Here is a 16,543-nt window from a genome sequence, read left to right on the forward strand (position 1 = left end):
CTTATTATCAGCCCTGTCCTTCGACCCAGAGCCCCGCGCCATGTCCAACCGCCTGCCCGACCGCCTGCTCAACGACCGCCTGGACTGGAACCTGCTGCGCACCTTTCGGGTGATCGGCCAGGAGCTGAGCATCAGCCGCGCGGCCGCCCGCCTGCACCTGACCCAGCCGGCGGTGAGCCAGGCCCTCAAGCGCCTGGAGGAACAATTGGGCCGCCAGTTGATCGCCCGGCGCGGACCACGTTTTGCCCTGACCGAAGTCGGCGAGCAGATCTTCCACCTGGCCGGCGAGATCTACGGGCAGATGTCCCAGGTCAGCGGCGTGCTGGAGCAGCCGGCCGACGAGGTGATCGGCAAGGTGCGCCTGCTGATGATCAGCCGGATCTTTTCCGCGCGTTTCGATGACTTCCTCGCCGACTTCCACCGCCAGCATCCGCGGGTCGACCTGGAGATCGAGGTGCTGCGCAGCTCGGACATCGTCAGCGCCTTGCAGGAGAAAACCGCGACCCTCGGCCTGAGCCTCAACCGCCGGCCCCAACCGCGCCTGGAACAGCGGTTGTTCCTACGCCAGCGCTATGCGTTTTTCTGCGGCAAGCACCATGGGCTGTTCGGCCAGCAGAAGGTGGCCGAGGGCGACTTGCAGCGGGAGAATTTCGTCAGCTTCACCAGCGACCAGATCGGCGGCATGCTCTCGCCGCTGACCATCTTTCGCGACCAGCAGGGCTTCAGCGGGCGCATCGTCGCCTCGTCGCCGAGCCTGGAAGAAGTGCGGCGCCTGGTGATCGCCGGCTACGGTATCGGCTGCCTACCCGAGCATGTGGTGGCGGCCGATGTCGAAGCCGGGCTGCTGTGGCGCCTGCCGCCCGACGAAGGCATCGCCGACGTCGATATCCATCTGCTGTGGAACCGAGAACAGCGCATGAGCCGCGCCGAGACGGTCTTTATCGAGGCCTTGCAGGCCGGCCTGGGTGCTCAGTAACCCTGGGCGCTGTCCACCTCGTTCAACAGCGCATCGCCGGCTTGCAGGCGCCGCAGGTTGTCCGCCACCTGCTCGGCGATGCAATCGTGGGAGGCCGCCGAGGCCATGTGCGGGGTGAGAGTGACCCCGGGGGTGGTCCACAGCGGATGATCGGCCGGCAGCGGCTCCTGTTCGAACACATCGAGCAAAGCGCCGCGCAACTGGCCGCTGGCCAGGGCCTGTTGCAGGTCGTCGAGGTTGAGGTGGCCGCCGCGCCCGACATTGACCAGCGCCGCGCCATGGGCCAGCCGGGCAAAGCTGTCGCGCCCGAGAATGCCGCGGGTCTCGGCGGTCAGGGGCAGCAGGTTGATCAGCAGTTCCACTTGGTCGAGAAAGGGCTCCAACTGCCCCGGCCCGACGAAGGTGTGTACCCCCGCCAGGCTCTTGGCACTGCGGGCCCAGCCGCGCACGTCGTAGCCGGCGGCGGCCAGGTCGAGGGCAATGGCGCTGCCCAGGGAACCCAGGCCCATGACCCCGACCTTGAACTGCCGCGCCGGCCGTTGCAGCGGCCGCTCCCAGTGCCGTTCGCACTGCTGCTGCAGCACCCGGTCGAAGCCGCGGTGATAGTGGATCACCGCCCAGCGCAGGTACTCGGTCATGCCCTGGCGGTGCCCCGGGTCCACCACCCGGCACACCGGCAGGTCCGGGCACGAAGGGTCGTGTTCCAGGTGGTCGATGCCCGCCGCCACCGAATGAATCACTTGCAGGCTGGGCAAGCGCCCCAGGCTGCCGGCGGGTGGAAACCAGCAAGCGGCGACCTGCGCCTGAGCGGCACGCGGATCGTCGGCCAGCACCGCCTGGACCTGTGGCGCGCAGCGGGCGAAGGCGGCCTGCAATTGCTTGAGCAACAGGCTGTCGCGGGACAGCAGCACCACGATGCTCATGACAGATAGGACTCGCGCTGGGACTCGATCAAGGTCAGGGCGGCCTCCCAGGCCAGCTCGATGATGTGGTCGGCGTCGTCGCGTTCGAACTGTTCGGCGGTGTGGGCGCAGACCTGCGGCGACGGGTAGTTCAGCTCGCAACCGCCGGCCAGCGCCTGGACCTGGGCCTGGCAGGCACGCTCGAGAAAATGAATCTCCTGGAACGCATGGGCGACGCTGGCACCGCCCACCAGCAGGCCGTGGTTACGCAGGATCATCGCCTTGTGCGGGCCAAGGTCGGCGATCAGGCGCTCGCGCTCGTCCAGGGACAGGGCGATGCCTTCATAGGTGTGGTACGCCAGCTTGCCGTAGAACTTCAGCGCGTGCTGGCTGATGGGCAACAGCCCCTGTTTCTGCGCGGCCACTGCGATGCCGGCGGCGGTGTGGGTGTGGATCACGCAGTTGAGGTCCGGGCGCGCCATGTGGATCGCCGAGTGGATGACGAAGCCGGCGGCGTTGACCCGGTGCCCGGCGTAGTGCGGGTCGACGATGCGCCCCTCCTGGTCGATGCGCACCAGGTCGCTGGCACGCATGCGGTCAAAGATCACCCCGTAGCGGTTGATCAAAAAATGATGCTCGGGCCCTGGAATGCGCAGGGTGATGTGGGTGTCGATCAGGTCGGTCATGCGAAAGTGCGCGACCAGTCGATACAGGGCCGCCAGCTCGCAGCGGGCCTGCCATTCAATCGGGCTCATGTGTTCGGGTTTGCTCACGAATACACCTCTTTGGCAGCGTGGTGGACAGTCGGGTTGGCGCGCAGCCGGGCCAGGCCGCAGACGCCGATCAATGACAGGGCCGACAGCAGGCTGAAGAACATCGCCAGCGGCAGCCACTGTCCGAAAAACTGGCTGGCCAGCAGGGTGCCGATCAGCGGCGTGCTGCCACCGGCGACCGCGCACGCCAGTTGGTAGGCGATGGAGATCCCCGAGTAGCGCAGGTGCACCGGGAAGGCCTGGGTCATGTAGCCGGCGATCACCGCGTACAGCGCCGAGAGAATCACCACCGCCAGGGCGATGCCAAGGGTCATCAGCACAATGTTCTGGGTGCCGACCAACAGGAACATCGGGTACGGCGTGGCCATGCACAGCAACGCCACCCACTTGAGGAAACGCCCCTCGCCGATACGCTCGGCCAGCAGCGCGGAGACCGGCTGGGACAGCAGCTGGATGATCGTCACCAGGAACAAGCAATCGAGAATAGTCGCCCGGGAAATGCCCTGGTACTGGGTCACGTAGGTGATCATGAAGGTGTTGGTGAAGAAGAAACCGGCCGAGCCGATGGTCACCGCGGCGGCGGCGAACAGGATCTGCTTCCAGCAGCTGCGCAGCACTTCCATCACCGGGTACTGGGCGGTTTCGTTGTTGTCCCGGGCCTTGGCGAACTCCGGCGACTCATGCACGCCGGAACGGATCATCAGGCCGAACATCATCAGCACGCCGCTGGCGAGAAACGGCAGGCGCCAGCCCCAGTCGAGGAAGTTCTGCTGGTCCAGGCTGGTCACCAGGCGGAAGGCGATCAACGCCAGCAGCAGGCCGGCCGGGCTGCCGAGCTGGGCGAAGGAGGCGTAGAAGGTCTTGCGTTTGGCCGGGGCATGTTCGCTGGCCATCAGCACCGCCCCGCCCCACTCGCCGCCCACGGAAATGCCCTGGATGATGCGCAGCACGATCAGGCTGATGGGCGCCCAGATGCCGACGCTGGCGTAGCTGGGCAGCAGGCCGATGCCGGTGGTGGCCAGGCCCATCAGCGCCATGGTCACCAGCAGCATTTTCTTGCGCCCGAGGCGATCGCCGAGGTGGCCGAACACCATGCCGGCCATGGGCCGGGCGATGAAGCCCACGGCGAAGCTGCCGAAGGCTGCCAGGGTGCTCATCACCGGGTCGCTGCTGGGAAAGAACACCTGGCCGAGGACCAGGGCCGCGGCCGTGGCGTAGATGTAGAAGTCGTAGAACTCGATGGTCGTGCCGATAAAGGCCGCCGCCGCGGCTCGGCGCGGCTGAGGAGTGCTGTGCATGCAAGGACCCTGTGTATTTGTAGTTTTGGGCAGGTGCGGAAGGCTGATCACGCGGCGCTCTCTGGCGCTTGTGGGCTTTATCGCCGTCATGCCAGGATTAGTCAATTTTCAAATCCTTATCTTTGCTATTAGCACCGCTACTACATGGAGCCGCCATGCCCGCACCGCTCTCCACCTCCAACCCCTGGGTCGGTCGGCGTTTCCTCAACGATCGCCTGGACTGGAACCTGCTGCGCACCTACCTGGTAATCGGCCAGGAAGGCAGCATGAGCCGGGCCGCCGCACGCCTGCACATCACCCAGTCGGCGGCCAGCCAGGCCCTCAAGCGCCTGGAGGAACAGCTCGATTGCGTGTTGATCGCGCGCAGCGGACGGCGCTTCGAGCTGACGGAAACCGGGGAGGAAGTGCTGCGTATCGCCACCGATATCTACGGCGATATCTCGCGCCTGGGCACGGTGCTGGAGAGCCGCAACGACGACGTGGTGGGCAAGATCCGCATCCTCACCGTCAGCGGTGTGCAGGCGCCGCATTACGACGAGTTCCTCGCCGATTTCCATGAGGCCCACCCGAAAATCGAGCTGGAAGTCGAGGTGATGGGCAGCTCGGACATCATCAGTTCGCTGCTGCAAAAGACCGCGACCCTGGGGGTCGGGCTGTGCCGCCTGCCACAACCCAGGCTGGAACAGCGGGTGTTGTTTCGCGAGCGGTATGCCTACTTCTGCAGCCAGCGCCACCGGCTGTTCGGCCAGCAGGACCTGAGCCTGCAACAGCTGGCCAACGAGAACTTCGTCAGCTTCACCAGCGACCAGTTGGGGGGCAACCTGTCACCGCTGACGCTGTTTCGCGACCAGCAGGGCTTTACCGGCAAGATAGTCGCCTCCTCCACCAGTTTCGAGGAGATTTACCGCCTGATCTGCGCAGGGTTCGGGATCGGCTGCCTGCCGATCCACCTGGTCAGGCGGGATGTCGAGCAAGGGCTGCTCTGGCGTTTGCCGCCGGACGAGGGCGTGGTGGATTTCGATATCCAGCTGCTGTGGCACCGGGAGCAGAAAATGAGCCAGGCCGAAACCCTGTTCCTGGACAGCATCCAGCACATGCTCAGTATTCGTGAGCAGGTGCCGGACAGCCTGATGTTCAAATGACTCAGGCGTGGGGAACGTCCGGCCCCTTGCCGGGGCTGGCGTACTGCGGCTTCAGGTGGCCTTGCTGATCGAGCAGCCAGGCATCCATGACCTGACGTACCACGGGGCCGGCAACCCGGCCGCCGGCCTCGCCGTTCTCGATCATCACCGCCACCACGATCTGTGGGTGCTCGGCCGGCGCGAAGCCGACGAACAAAGCATTGTCACGATGGCGCTCGCGGGTCTTGAGACGGTCGTAACGCTCGCCCTGCTTGATCGCCACCACCTGCGCCGTACCGCTCTTGCCGGCGATGCGGTATTGCGCGCCGGCCGCCGCGTCGCGCGCGGTGCCCCGGGGCGCGTGCATCACCATCTGCATGCCGTGGCTGACCAGGTCCCAGTCGACCGGGTCCTTGAGCCGGATGTTCGGCATCGGGTGTTCGTCCACCGGCGCCACGCCATCGACGGTCTTGGCCAGATGAGGGCGATTCCACACGCCCTTGTTGGCGATCAGCGCCGTCGCCTGGGCCAGCTGTAGCGGCGTGACCTGCATATACCCTTGGCCAATGCCGAGAATTACCGTCTCGCCAGGGAACCACGGCTGACGCCGGGTGGCGCGCTTCCAGGCCTGGGACGGCATCAGTCCCGACGCCTCCTCGAACATGTCCAGGGAGACTTTCTCGCCCAGGCCGAACATCGCCAGGTAATCGTGCAGGCGATCGATACCGAGCTTGTGCGCCAGGTCGTAGAAGTAGGTGTCGTTGGAACGCATGATCGCCGCGTCCAGGTCCACCCAGCCGTCGCCGCTGTGGTTCCAGTTCCGGTATTTGTGGTCGACGTCCGGCAGTTGGTAGTAACCCGGATCGAACACTCGGGTCGAGGCGTTGACCACCCCGGAGTCCAGCCCGGCGATCGCCACCTCCGGCTTGATGGTCGAACCCGGCGCATACAGGCCGCGCAGCACCCGGTTGAACAGCGGCCGGTCGATGGAGTCGCGTAACGCGCTGTACTCCTTGAAGCTGATGCCGGTGACGAACAGGTTCGGGTCGAAGCTCGGCTTGCTGACCATGGCCAGCACTTCGCCGGTCTGCGGATCGAGGGCCACCACCGATCCGCGACGGTCGCCCAGGGCCGCCTCGGCCGCCTCCTGCAACTTCACGTCGAGGCTGAGCACGATGTTTTTCCCAGGGATCGGATCGGTGTGCTTGAGCACCCGCATGACCCGGCCCTGGGCGTTGGTTTCCACCTCTTCATAGCCGACATGGCCATGCAGTTCGGACTCGTAGAAGCGCTCGATCCCGGTCTTGCCGATCGACTGGGTGCCGCGGTACTCCACCGAGTCCAGGACCTTGGCTTCCTTCTCGTTGATGCGCCCGACATAGCCGATGGAATGGGCGAAGTGCGCGCCCATCGGATAGTGCCGCACGAACTGGGCCTCGACCTCCAGCCCCGGCAAGCGGTACTCGTTGACCGCCAGCACGGCGATCTGCTCTTCGGTCAGCTCATAGAACAGGGTGACCGGCACGAACGGGTGGCGTGACTGCTTCAGCGCCTTGTCGAACAGCGCGCGGTCTTCAGCGGGCAGGTGCAGCAGGCTGACCACCTGGTCCAGCTCGCCTTTCAGATCGGTGGTGCGCTCGCGGGTGATGGTCAGGTTGAAGCTGGGACGGTTGTCGGCCAGCAGCACGCCGTTGCGGTCGTAGATCAGGCCGCGAGTCGGGGTGATGGGCAGCACGTGCACACGATTGTTTTCGGAGATGGTCGAGTGATAGTCGAATTCGACCACCTGCAGGAAGTACAGGCGCCCGATCAGGGTGCAGGTGATGGCGACCACCAGGAGCGCGCAGGCCAACAGCCTTTTGTTGACCAGACGCGTCTCTTTTTCGTGGTCCTTGATCGGTATCGGTTCAGGCATTGCTACAGCTTCTCGTGGAATAGTGAACGCTGATCCGTGCGGGTGAATGTCGGTCCCTTGAAAAACGAGCTGCACCATACCAAAAACCGTCCCGGCGCTTTCATGAAGAATTCGGCCGATTCGTGATGCCCACTCAAGATTGTTGTGCCGATTCATGCATTTTTCCGTGGGCCGGGTCTGGGGATACTGCTGCGCTGTGATCCCTATGACCGTCTTGCCACGGGCGAGACGCCGGAGCCCTTCATGCACCCTCGTTTTCAACGCCTGCTTGGCAGGAACAACTTTTCCGTCGGCCTGGAACTGCCGCTCGATAACGACTGGTCCAGCGATGGCCAACGCCTGCGCCAGATCGAAGGTCGCCCCTTCGGCATGCCGGACCTCAAGCAGCACGCAACCCTCGCCCGCCTGGCGGACCAGGCCGGCTTTCGCGCGCTATGGGTACGTGACGTACCGGTGTACGACCCGAATTTCGGCGATGCCGCTCAGGTCTTCGAAACCTTTTCCTACCTCGGCTATCTGGCCGGCATCACGCAGAACATCATGCTCGGAACCGCCGCGGTGGTCCTGCCGTTGCGTCAGCCGTGGCTGACCCTCAAGGCCGCCAACAGCATCGACGAGTTGAGCGATGGTCGCTTGCTGCTGGGGGTCGCCAGTGGTGACCGGCCGATGGAGTATCCGCTGTTCAGTGTCGATTACGCCCAGCGCGGAGAACTCTTTCGCGATGCTGTCGAGCTGTTGCACAGCCAGGGACAGGATCGCTTGCCCGAGGGCGCTCATCTGCTGCCACAGCGTCCTGAAGCCGCACCGCTGCTGGTGGCCGGGCTGGGCCAGCAATCGCCGGCCTGGATCGGTGAACACATGGACGGCTGGCTCGCCTACCCGGGCACCCCGGACGAACATCGCCGACGCGTCGCGCTCTGGCGTGAGGTCGGTGGCGACAAACCCTATATCAGCTTCGTCCACCTGGACCTTGCCGCTGACCCACATGCACCCATGCAGCGCCTGCGCTTTGGTGGCTGCTGTGGGCGCCAGGCACTGATTGAGGAACTGCAGGCCCTGCGAGAGGCAGGCGTGCAGCATGTCGGCCTGCATCTGCGCCGCAGTGAACGCCCGGTGGCCGAGGCCATCGAGGAAATTGCCGAATTCGTACTACCGAGGTTTCACCATGCCAAATGCGCGGTTGCTGGCGCAGGGCGCGGTCGGGGTTTTCGACTATCGTGCAGGCACCTGGCAAACCGAGCTGCAATCACGACTGGGGGAACGTCGCCTGCATGCGCTGTTCGATACCGTCAGCGGGGCTCAGGCGCACAACCTGGCAGCACTGCTGGGTTACAACGGGCACCTGGTGTGTATTCAGGATCGTCAGGAGGCAGCGCCATTGCCGGCGTTCAGCACCGCGATCTCACTCCACGAGGTGGCCCTCAACAGTATTCACGCTTACGGCAGCCGGGCCGACTGGCAACAGCTACGTCAGTACGCCGAGCAACTGATGAGCTGGGCTGTATCGGGTCTGCTGCAACCTGCGCCGCTGATTGAGTTCGACTTCAACCAGTTGCCGGAGAAACTGCGGGCATTGAAGAATGGCGAGCAGCATGGCAAGTGGGTAGCCCGGCTAACGCACAGCAGCCTGGGACGTTAACGCCCGTCAAGGGTGCCTTCGGCTTGAGGTAGTTCTTGAGTCGAAGCGCACTGCTCTCCGGTGACTGGAAAGGTTTTTCCGCGCGCAAAAACAAAACCCCAATTGCTTTCGCAATTGGGGTTTCGGAATTTAATCTTGACGATGACCTACTCTCACATGGGGAAACCCCACACTACCATCGGCGATGCATCGTTTCACTGCTGAGTTCGGGATGGGATCAGGTGGTTCCAATGCTCTATGGTCGTCAAGAAATTCGGTGTGCCGACTCGTCTTTCGACGCTTCAGCAAATTGGGTATGCGATAGTTTGTGTGTTTTCTCGAACTTTCGGTTCGTTTCGTCTTCACACACCGCAATCTGGCTGTTAAGCGCAAATTGCTTGGGTGTTATATGGTCAAGCCTCACGGGCAATTAGTATTGGTTAGCTCAACGCCTCACAGCGCTTACACACCCAACCTATCAACGTCGTAGTCTTCGACGGCCCTTCAGGGAACTCAAGGTTCCAGTGAGATCTCATCTTGAGGCAAGTTTCCCGCTTAGATGCTTTCAGCGGTTATCTTTTCCGAACATAGCTACCCGGCAATGCCACTGGCGTGACAACCGGAACACCAGAGGTTCGTCCACTCCGGTCCTCTCGTACTAGGAGCAGCCCCTCTCAAATCTCAAACGTCCACGGCAGATAGGGACCGAACTGTCTCACGACGTTCTAAACCCAGCTCGCGTACCACTTTAAATGGCGAACAGCCATACCCTTGGGACCGGCTTCAGCCCCAGGATGTGATGAGCCGACATCGAGGTGCCAAACACCGCCGTCGATATGAACTCTTGGGCGGTATCAGCCTGTTATCCCCGGAGTACCTTTTATCCGTTGAGCGATGGCCCTTCCATACAGAACCACCGGATCACTAAGACCTACTTTCGTACCTGCTCGACGTGTCTGTCTCGCAGTCAAGCGCGCTTTTGCCTTTATACTCTACGACCGATTTCCGACCGGTCTGAGCGCACCTTCGTACTCCTCCGTTACTCTTTAGGAGGAGACCGCCCCAGTCAAACTACCCACCATACACTGTCCTCGATCCGGATAACGGACCTGAGTTAGAACCTCAAAGTTGCCAGGGTGGTATTTCAAGGATGGCTCCACGCGAACTGGCGTCCACGCTTCAAAGCCTCCCACCTATCCTACACAAGCAAATTCAAAGTCCAGTGCAAAGCTATAGTAAAGGTTCACGGGGTCTTTCCGTCTAGCCGCGGATACACTGCATCTTCACAGCGATTTCAATTTCACTGAGTCTCGGGTGGAGACAGCGCCGCCATCGTTACGCCATTCGTGCAGGTCGGAACTTACCCGACAAGGAATTTCGCTACCTTAGGACCGTTATAGTTACGGCCGCCGTTTACCGGGGCTTCGATCAAGAGCTTCGCGTTAGCTAACCCCATCAATTAACCTTCCGGCACCGGGCAGGCGTCACACCCTATACGTCCACTTTCGTGTTTGCAGAGTGCTGTGTTTTTAATAAACAGTCGCAGCGGCCTGGTATCTTCGACCGGCATGGGCTTACGGAGCAAGTCCTTCACCCTCACCGGCGCACCTTCTCCCGAAGTTACGGTGCCATTTTGCCTAGTTCCTTCACCCGAGTTCTCTCAAGCGCCTTGGTATTCTCTACCCAACCACCTGTGTCGGTTTGGGGTACGGTTCCTAGTTATCTGAAGCTTAGAAGCTTTTCTTGGAAGCATGGCATCAACCACTTCGTCACCTGAAAGGTAACTCGTCATCAGCTCTCGGCCTTAGAACCCCGGATTTACCTAAGATTCCAGCCTACCACCTTAAACTTGGACAACCAACGCCAAGCTGGCCTAGCCTTCTCCGTCCCTCCATCGCAATAACTAGAAGTACAGGAATATTAACCTGTTTTCCATCGACTACGCTTTTCAGCCTCGCCTTAGGGACCGACTAACCCTGCGTCGATTAACGTTGCGCAGGAAACCTTGGTCTTTCGGCGTGGGTGTTTTTCACACCCATTGTCGTTACTCATGTCAGCATTCGCACTTCTGATACCTCCAGCAAGCTTCTCAACTCACCTTCACAGGCTTACAGAACGCTCCTCTACCGCATCACTTACGTGATACCCGTAGCTTCGGTGTATGGTTTGAGCCCCGTTACATCTTCCGCGCAGGCCGACTCGACTAGTGAGCTATTACGCTTTCTTTAAAGGGTGGCTGCTTCTAAGCCAACCTCCTAGCTGTCTAAGCCTTCCCACATCGTTTCCCACTTAACCATAACTTTGGGACCTTAGCTGACGGTCTGGGTTGTTTCCCTTTTCACGACGGACGTTAGCACCCGCCGTGTGTCTCCCATGCTCGGCACTTGTAGGTATTCGGAGTTTGCATCGGTTTGGTAAGTCGGGATGACCCCCTAGCCGAAACAGTGCTCTACCCCCTACAGTGATACATGAGGCGCTACCTAAATAGCTTTCGAGGAGAACCAGCTATCTCCGAGCTTGATTAGCCTTTCACTCCGATCCACAGGTCATCCGCTAACTTTTCAACGGTAGTCGGTTCGGTCCTCCAGTCAGTGTTACCTAACCTTCAACCTGCCCATGGATAGATCGCCCGGTTTCGGGTCTATACCCAGCGACTAAACGCCCTATTAAGACTCGCTTTCGCTACGCCTCCCCTATTCGGTTAAGCTCGCCACTGAATATAAGTCGCTGACCCATTATACAAAAGGTACGCAGTCACAGAACAAAGTCTGCTCCCACTGCTTGTACGCATACGGTTTCAGGATCTATTTCACTCCCCTCTCCGGGGTTCTTTTCGCCTTTCCCTCACGGTACTAGTTCACTATCGGTCAGTCAGTAGTATTTAGCCTTGGAGGATGGTCCCCCCATATTCAGACAAAGTTTCTCGTGCTCCGTCCTACTCGATTTCATGACTAAGAGATTTTCGCGTACAGGGCTATCACCCACTATGGCCGCACTTTCCAGAGCGTTCCGCTAATCTCAAAGCCACTTAAGGGCTAGTCCCCGTTCGCTCGCCACTACTAAGGGAATCTCGGTTGATTTCTTTTCCTCAGGGTACTTAGATGTTTCAGTTCCCCTGGTTCGCCTCTTGCACCTATGTATTCAGTACAAGATAACCATCTTATGATGGCTGGGTTCCCCCATTCAGACATCTCCGGATCAAAGTCTGTTTGCCGACTCCCCGAAGCTTTTCGCAGGCTACCACGTCTTTCATCGCCTCTGACTGCCAAGGCATCCACCGTATGCGCTTCTTCACTTGACCATATAACCCCAAGCAATCTGGTTATACTGTGAAGACGACATTCGCCGAAAATTCGCGATTAAACTCACAAATTTTACCTTAGCCTGAACAACACCAGTGAAAGTGCTATCCAGTCTATCTTTCTATCACATACCCAAATTTTTAAAGAACGATTCTGATAAAGATCAGAAATCAACATTCATCATCAACTTGATGGAATGCTCATTTCTAAGCTTTAAACGATGGACACCAATCTGTAATGGTGGAGCCAAGCGGGATCGAACCGCTGACCTCCTGCGTGCAAGGCAGGCGCTCTCCCAGCTGAGCTATGGCCCCGTATCGCTACAGGGTGCACCAGTAATTGGTGGGTCTGGGCAGATTCGAACTGCCGACCTCACCCTTATCAGGGGTGCGCTCTAACCAACTGAGCTACAGACCCAATCGTCTTCTTCAATGAATCAAGCAATTCGTGTGGGAGCTTATGAAGCAGCTGATGTCGTCGATTAAGGAGGTGATCCAGCCGCAGGTTCCCCTACGGCTACCTTGTTACGACTTCACCCCAGTCATGAATCACACCGTGGTAACCGTCCTCCCGAAGGTTAGACTAGCTACTTCTGGTGCAACCCACTCCCATGGTGTGACGGGCGGTGTGTACAAGGCCCGGGAACGTATTCACCGCGACATTCTGATTCGCGATTACTAGCGATTCCGACTTCACGCAGTCGAGTTGCAGACTGCGATCCGGACTACGATCGGTTTTGTGGGATTAGCTCCACCTCGCGGCTTGGCAACCCTCTGTACCGACCATTGTAGCACGTGTGTAGCCCAGGCCGTAAGGGCCATGATGACTTGACGTCATCCCCACCTTCCTCCGGTTTGTCACCGGCAGTCTCCTTAGAGTGCCCACCATGACGTGCTGGTAACTAAGGACAAGGGTTGCGCTCGTTACGGGACTTAACCCAACATCTCACGACACGAGCTGACGACAGCCATGCAGCACCTGTCTCAATGCTCCCGAAGGCACCAATCCATCTCTGGAAAGTTCATTGGATGTCAAGGCCTGGTAAGGTTCTTCGCGTTGCTTCGAATTAAACCACATGCTCCACCGCTTGTGCGGGCCCCCGTCAATTCATTTGAGTTTTAACCTTGCGGCCGTACTCCCCAGGCGGTCAACTTAATGCGTTAGCTGCGCCACTAAGAGCTCAAGGCTCCCAACGGCTAGTTGACATCGTTTACGGCGTGGACTACCAGGGTATCTAATCCTGTTTGCTCCCCACGCTTTCGCACCTCAGTGTCAGTATCAGTCCAGGTGGTCGCCTTCGCCACTGGTGTTCCTTCCTATATCTACGCATTTCACCGCTACACAGGAAATTCCACCACCCTCTACCATACTCTAGCTCGCCAGTTTTGGATGCAGTTCCCAGGTTGAGCCCGGGGATTTCACATCCAACTTAACGAACCACCTACGCGCGCTTTACGCCCAGTAATTCCGATTAACGCTTGCACCCTCTGTATTACCGCGGCTGCTGGCACAGAGTTAGCCGGTGCTTATTCTGTCGGTAACGTCAAAATACTCACGTATTAGGCAAGTACCCTTCCTCCCAACTTAAAGTGCTTTACAATCCGAAGACCTTCTTCACACACGCGGCATGGCTGGATCAGGCTTTCGCCCATTGTCCAATATTCCCCACTGCTGCCTCCCGTAGGAGTCTGGACCGTGTCTCAGTTCCAGTGTGACTGATCATCCTCTCAGACCAGTTACGGATCGTCGCCTTGGTGAGCCATTACCCCACCAACTAGCTAATCCGACCTAGGCTCATCTGATAGCGCAAGGCCCGAAGGTCCCCTGCTTTCTCCCGTAGGACGTATGCGGTATTAGCGTCCGTTTCCGGACGTTATCCCCCACTACCAGGCAGATTCCTAGGCATTACTCACCCGTCCGCCGCTCTCAAGAGGTGCAAGCACCTCTCTACCGCTCGACTTGCATGTGTTAGGCCTGCCGCCAGCGTTCAATCTGAGCCATGATCAAACTCTTCAGTTCAAACATCTTTGGGTTTTGAGAAAACCCTAAACTTGGCTCAGCAATCGTTGGTTACATCTTTGATTTCTCGCGGAGTAACTTGTGATGCTGATAATCTTTCTGACTATCAGTCTGACTCCACAAGCACCCACACGAATTGCTTGATTCAGTTGTTAAAGAGCGGTTGGTTAAGCCTTTCGTCTCAACCGAGGCGCGCATTCTACAGCAGCCTCTGTATCTGTCAAGCGGTTATTTTAAGAAGTTTTCAAAGTTTCCTTTGCAACTTCAACCACTTGCGCTTCCGACCTCTCGTCAGCGGGAGGCGAATTCTACAGCGTTACACGCTGCTGTCAACACCTCTTTTTCTCCGCTTTCGACCGAGAAGATCGAATCGTTAACTCGGCGAAAACTTACTGCCGAATCAACTCCTTCGGGCTTCGATGAACTGAAGCGTAACCACTGTCGAAAACCGCGTAACTCGTTGAATCTCAAGGAGTTTTCCGTTTCGACTGCGCCGGAAGTGGGGCGAATTATAGACTTCCAGAATCTGCCGTCAACCCCTAATTTGTCTTTTCTATCAATAACCTGCAAAAACGGATGAATCCTTCTCTATATAAGAAGAGCAGAAACATCATGAGCAATATATTGCTCAAGCGTTTTTAGTTGAGCATCATGTCGGCGCACCAAACCCTCCTCTTGACCCGGATGATGCCTTGCCATGAATGACCAGCCCCGCAGCCTAGCCTCGACCCTGTTCCCGGTGGGACTGCTGCTTATTGCCATGGCCTCCATCCAGTCCGGCGCCTCCCTGGCCAAAAGCATGTTCCCGATCGTGGGCGCACAGGGCACCACCACACTGCGCCTGATTTTCGCCAGCATCATCATGCTGCTGCTATTGCGCCCATGGCGCGCGAAGCTCACCGCCAAGTCCCTGCGCACCGTCATCGTCTATGGCATGGCGCTGGGTGGAATGAACTTTCTCTTCTATATGTCGCTACGCAGCGTTCCTCTGGGAATCGCCGTGGCCCTGGAATTCACCGGCCCACTGGCCGTGGCCATTTATGCTTCGCGAAAAGCCATCGACTTTCTCTGGATCGCCCTGGCGATTATCGGTCTGCTGCTGTTGATTCCAACCAGCGATACGAGCGCTGGTATCGACCTGATCGGCGCGGGTTATGCCTTGGGAGCCGGGGTGTGCTGGGCGCTCTATATTCTGTTCGGGCAAAAGGCCGGGGCCGACAATGGCATCCAGACTGCAGCGCTGGGCGTGATGATTGCTGCCTTGTTCGTTGCGCCTATCGGCATCGTGCATGCCGGGGCTGCCTTGCTGACGCCCAGCCTGATCCCCATCGCCATCGGCGTGGCCATTCTCTCCACCGCCCTTCCCTACAGCCTGGAGATGGTCGCCCTGACCCGAATGCCGGCGAGAACCTTCGGCACGCTGATGAGTATCGAGCCTGCTTTTGGTGCCTTGTCCGGGCTGCTGTTCCTCCACGAATTCCTGTCGCTCGCGCAGTGGCTGGCTATTGCCTGCATCATCCTGGCGTCAGTGGGTGCGACCCTGACCATGCGCAGCGAATCGAAACCTTTGGTCGCGGCGGATTGATTCCTGATTGTACATAGCTCTGGTATTTGCCGCTCAATTAGGCCATGTTTAGGCGCTGTAACTCAGCGCCAGTCATGGATTTTTCAGGCAAGGACCGCACAGACGCCAAAGTGACAGCTAACGCAGTCGAACCCGGACAACAGATCCGGGATCAGCAATAGGGACAGGAATGAAACGTTTTTTGATTCTGTTAGCCGTACTGGCCATCGCAGGTTGCGCCGCAACTTCGAAAACCGAGGTCAAGCGCGGAAAGAAGGGCCTGCATATCAACTGCTCCGGCCTGTCCTCCTCCTGGGACAAATGCTACGCCAGCGCTGCTACCTCCTGCGGCCCCAAAGGCTACAAGGTGATCGCCAAATCCGGAGATGCAGTGGAGGACCCGGGCGACTATCCCTTCGGCCTGAATCCCGCCGGCTATACCAGCCGCAGCATGATCGTCATCTGCAAGTAGGCAGCACCTGCCTACTGCACATCCTGCATTGGCAATTGACGAACAATTTCGTCATGGCTCGACTTCAGGACCTGGCGCTGAATGTCCGGACTGACCAGCATTCGCGCCACCACCAACGCCCCCACACATTGCGACAGAATCGACCAGGCCAGGCTGTCGCTGCCCAGGGTGCGCGCCCAACTCTGCTGCAAACGGCAAATCCAATCTTGCGCCTGCTGTCGAACCACCTCGTCCGCCCGTGAGATTTCCGCGCCCAAGGTTGGCAAGGCGCAGCCCGTTTCAGGGCTCTCGACATGCGCCATGCTCAAGTAGCGCTTGAGACAGCGCTCAAGCCGCATCCGGTTTTGCTCACCATCGCCCCCCAGACGTTCAAGGCTCTGGCTCAGCTCCCGTTCGACAATAGAACCGAACAGCTCATCCTTGGATGAAAAGTGGCTGTAGAACGCCCCACCACTCAGCCCGATCGCTTTCATCAGGCCATCGACCCCCACAGTCGAAAATCCTTCTTTTTTCGCTGACACTGCGCTGCTCTGCAGCAGCCGTTCCCGGGTTTCCTGCTTGTGACTGGCTGAATAACGCATGA

The 16,543-nt window shown here is 59.2% G+C and carries 10 protein-coding genes, 2 tRNA genes, 3 rRNA genes and 1 pseudogene; 6 read left to right on the plus strand and 10 right to left on the minus strand.

What is annotated here, in order from left to right; all coding sequences use genetic code 11:
* Positions 1-40 precede the first annotated feature (40 nt).
* Positions 41-976, plus strand: coding sequence for a LysR family transcriptional regulator (locus PMI20_RS23775; protein ID WP_037035213.1), 936 nt, complete (start codon positions 41-43; stop codon positions 974-976).
* On the opposite strand, the gene PMI20_RS23780 is transcribed toward PMI20_RS23775, so the two are convergent.
* From PMI20_RS23780 to PMI20_RS23790, 3 genes are read right to left on the minus strand one after another with little or no spacing between them, the layout of a single operon-like run.
* The gene (locus tag PMI20_RS23780; protein ID WP_007928211.1) at positions 970-1,899 is read right to left on the minus strand and encodes a 2-hydroxyacid dehydrogenase; all 930 of its coding nucleotides are present in this window, start codon (positions 1,897-1,899) and stop codon (positions 970-972) included. The two genes, PMI20_RS23775 and PMI20_RS23780, sit on opposite strands and share 7 nt — an antisense overlap.
* A complete protein-coding gene (locus tag PMI20_RS23785; protein WP_007928209.1) occupies positions 1,896-2,651 on the minus strand; it encodes a class II aldolase/adducin family protein in 756 nt (251 codons plus the stop codon). The genes PMI20_RS23780 and PMI20_RS23785 overlap by 4 nt, the downstream gene beginning before the upstream one ends.
* Positions 2,648-3,949: an MFS transporter gene (locus PMI20_RS23790; RefSeq protein ID WP_007928207.1), complete on the minus strand. Its 1,302-nt coding sequence runs from the start codon at positions 3,947-3,949 to the stop codon at positions 2,648-2,650. Before PMI20_RS23790 ends, PMI20_RS23785 begins: the two co-directional genes overlap by 4 nt.
* A gap of 155 nt (positions 3,950-4,104) precedes the next feature.
* Here PMI20_RS23790 and PMI20_RS23795 point away from each other — a divergent pair, with 155 nt between their 5' ends.
* On the plus strand, positions 4,105-5,091 hold the full coding sequence (locus PMI20_RS23795; RefSeq protein ID WP_007928206.1) for a LysR family transcriptional regulator: 987 nt from the start codon (positions 4,105-4,107) through the stop codon (positions 5,089-5,091).
* Position 5,092: 1 nt separating this feature from the next.
* Here PMI20_RS23795 and mrdA read toward each other — a convergent pair whose 3' ends face one another.
* Positions 5,093-6,985, minus strand: a complete 1,893-nt coding sequence (gene mrdA, locus PMI20_RS23800; RefSeq protein ID WP_007928203.1) for a penicillin-binding protein 2 — start codon at positions 6,983-6,985, stop codon at positions 5,093-5,095.
* Between the two features lie 243 nt (positions 6,986-7,228).
* On the opposite strand from mrdA, the pseudogene PMI20_RS23805 reads away from it, so the two are divergent.
* Positions 7,229-8,149: pseudogene (locus PMI20_RS23805) on the plus strand (TIGR03571 family LLM class oxidoreductase); the annotation flags it as partial.
* Position 8,150: 1 nt separating this feature from the next.
* A complete protein-coding gene (locus tag PMI20_RS23810) occupies positions 8,151-8,624 on the plus strand; it encodes a zinc-binding dehydrogenase (protein WP_007928199.1) in 474 nt (157 codons plus the stop codon).
* 133 nt (positions 8,625-8,757) lie between these two features.
* Here PMI20_RS23810 and rrf read toward each other — a convergent pair.
* The 5 genes from rrf to PMI20_RS23835 all read right to left on the minus strand — a co-directional run bounded on the left by rrf (position 8,758) and on the right by PMI20_RS23835 (position 13,924).
* Positions 8,758-8,873: ribosomal RNA gene (rrf, locus tag PMI20_RS23815) — 5S ribosomal RNA — on the minus strand.
* Between the two features lie 139 nt (positions 8,874-9,012).
* A 23S ribosomal RNA gene (locus tag PMI20_RS23820) occupies positions 9,013-11,904 on the minus strand.
* Positions 11,905-12,143: 239 nt separating this feature from the next.
* Positions 12,144-12,219, minus strand: a tRNA-Ala gene (locus tag PMI20_RS23825).
* A 26-nt stretch (positions 12,220-12,245) separates the two neighbouring features.
* Positions 12,246-12,322 (minus strand) — tRNA-Ile (locus tag PMI20_RS23830).
* Between the two features lie 65 nt (positions 12,323-12,387).
* A 16S ribosomal RNA gene (locus tag PMI20_RS23835) occupies positions 12,388-13,924 on the minus strand.
* The 16S, 23S and 5S rRNA genes sit together here with 2 tRNA genes alongside, the layout of an rRNA operon.
* Positions 13,925-14,621: 697 nt before the next feature.
* Between PMI20_RS23835 and rhtA the strand changes: the two genes are divergently transcribed.
* A complete protein-coding gene (rhtA, locus tag PMI20_RS23840) occupies positions 14,622-15,509 on the plus strand; it encodes a threonine/homoserine exporter RhtA (protein WP_007930397.1) in 888 nt (295 codons plus the stop codon).
* A 169-nt stretch (positions 15,510-15,678) separates the two neighbouring features.
* Positions 15,679-15,960 (plus strand): hypothetical protein, encoded by a 282-nt coding sequence (locus tag PMI20_RS23845; protein WP_007930399.1) that lies wholly within the window; start codon positions 15,679-15,681, stop codon positions 15,958-15,960.
* 11 nt (positions 15,961-15,971) lie between these two features.
* Here the strand turns inward: PMI20_RS23845 and PMI20_RS23850 are convergent, their stop codons facing one another.
* Positions 15,972-16,541, minus strand: a complete 570-nt coding sequence (locus tag PMI20_RS23850) for a TetR/AcrR family transcriptional regulator (RefSeq protein WP_007930401.1) — start codon at positions 16,539-16,541, stop codon at positions 15,972-15,974.
* Positions 16,542-16,543: the final 2 nt, after the last annotated feature.

Source organism: Pseudomonas sp. GM17 (assembly GCF_000282175.2).
Classification (GTDB): Bacteria; Pseudomonadota; Gammaproteobacteria; order Pseudomonadales; family Pseudomonadaceae; genus Aquipseudomonas; species Aquipseudomonas chlororaphis.

Bases quoted from the DNA above. Each gene is read 5' to 3' on its own strand.
- rhtA (WP_007930397.1), top strand. From the start codon at position 14,622: ATGAATGACCAGCCCCGCAGCCTAGCCTCGACCCTGTTCCCGGTGGGA.
- PMI20_RS23795 (WP_007928206.1), top strand. From the start codon at position 4,105: ATGCCCGCACCGCTCTCCACCTCCAACCCCTGGGTCGGTCGGCGTTTC.
- PMI20_RS23845 (WP_007930399.1), top strand. From the start codon at position 15,679: ATGAAACGTTTTTTGATTCTGTTAGCCGTACTGGCCATCGCAGGTTGC.
- mrdA (WP_007928203.1), bottom strand. From the start codon at position 6,985: ATGCCTGAACCGATACCGATCAAGGACCACGAAAAAGAGACGCGTCTG.
- PMI20_RS23780 (WP_007928211.1), bottom strand. From the start codon at position 1,899: ATGAGCATCGTGGTGCTGCTGTCCCGCGACAGCCTGTTGCTCAAGCAA.
- PMI20_RS23775 (WP_037035213.1), top strand. From the start codon at position 41: ATGTCCAACCGCCTGCCCGACCGCCTGCTCAACGACCGCCTGGACTGG.
- PMI20_RS23810 (WP_007928199.1), top strand. From the start codon at position 8,151: ATGCCAAATGCGCGGTTGCTGGCGCAGGGCGCGGTCGGGGTTTTCGAC.
- PMI20_RS23850 (WP_007930401.1), bottom strand. From the start codon at position 16,541: ATGCGTTATTCAGCCAGTCACAAGCAGGAAACCCGGGAACGGCTGCTG.
- PMI20_RS23790 (WP_007928207.1), bottom strand. From the start codon at position 3,949: ATGCACAGCACTCCTCAGCCGCGCCGAGCCGCGGCGGCGGCCTTTATC.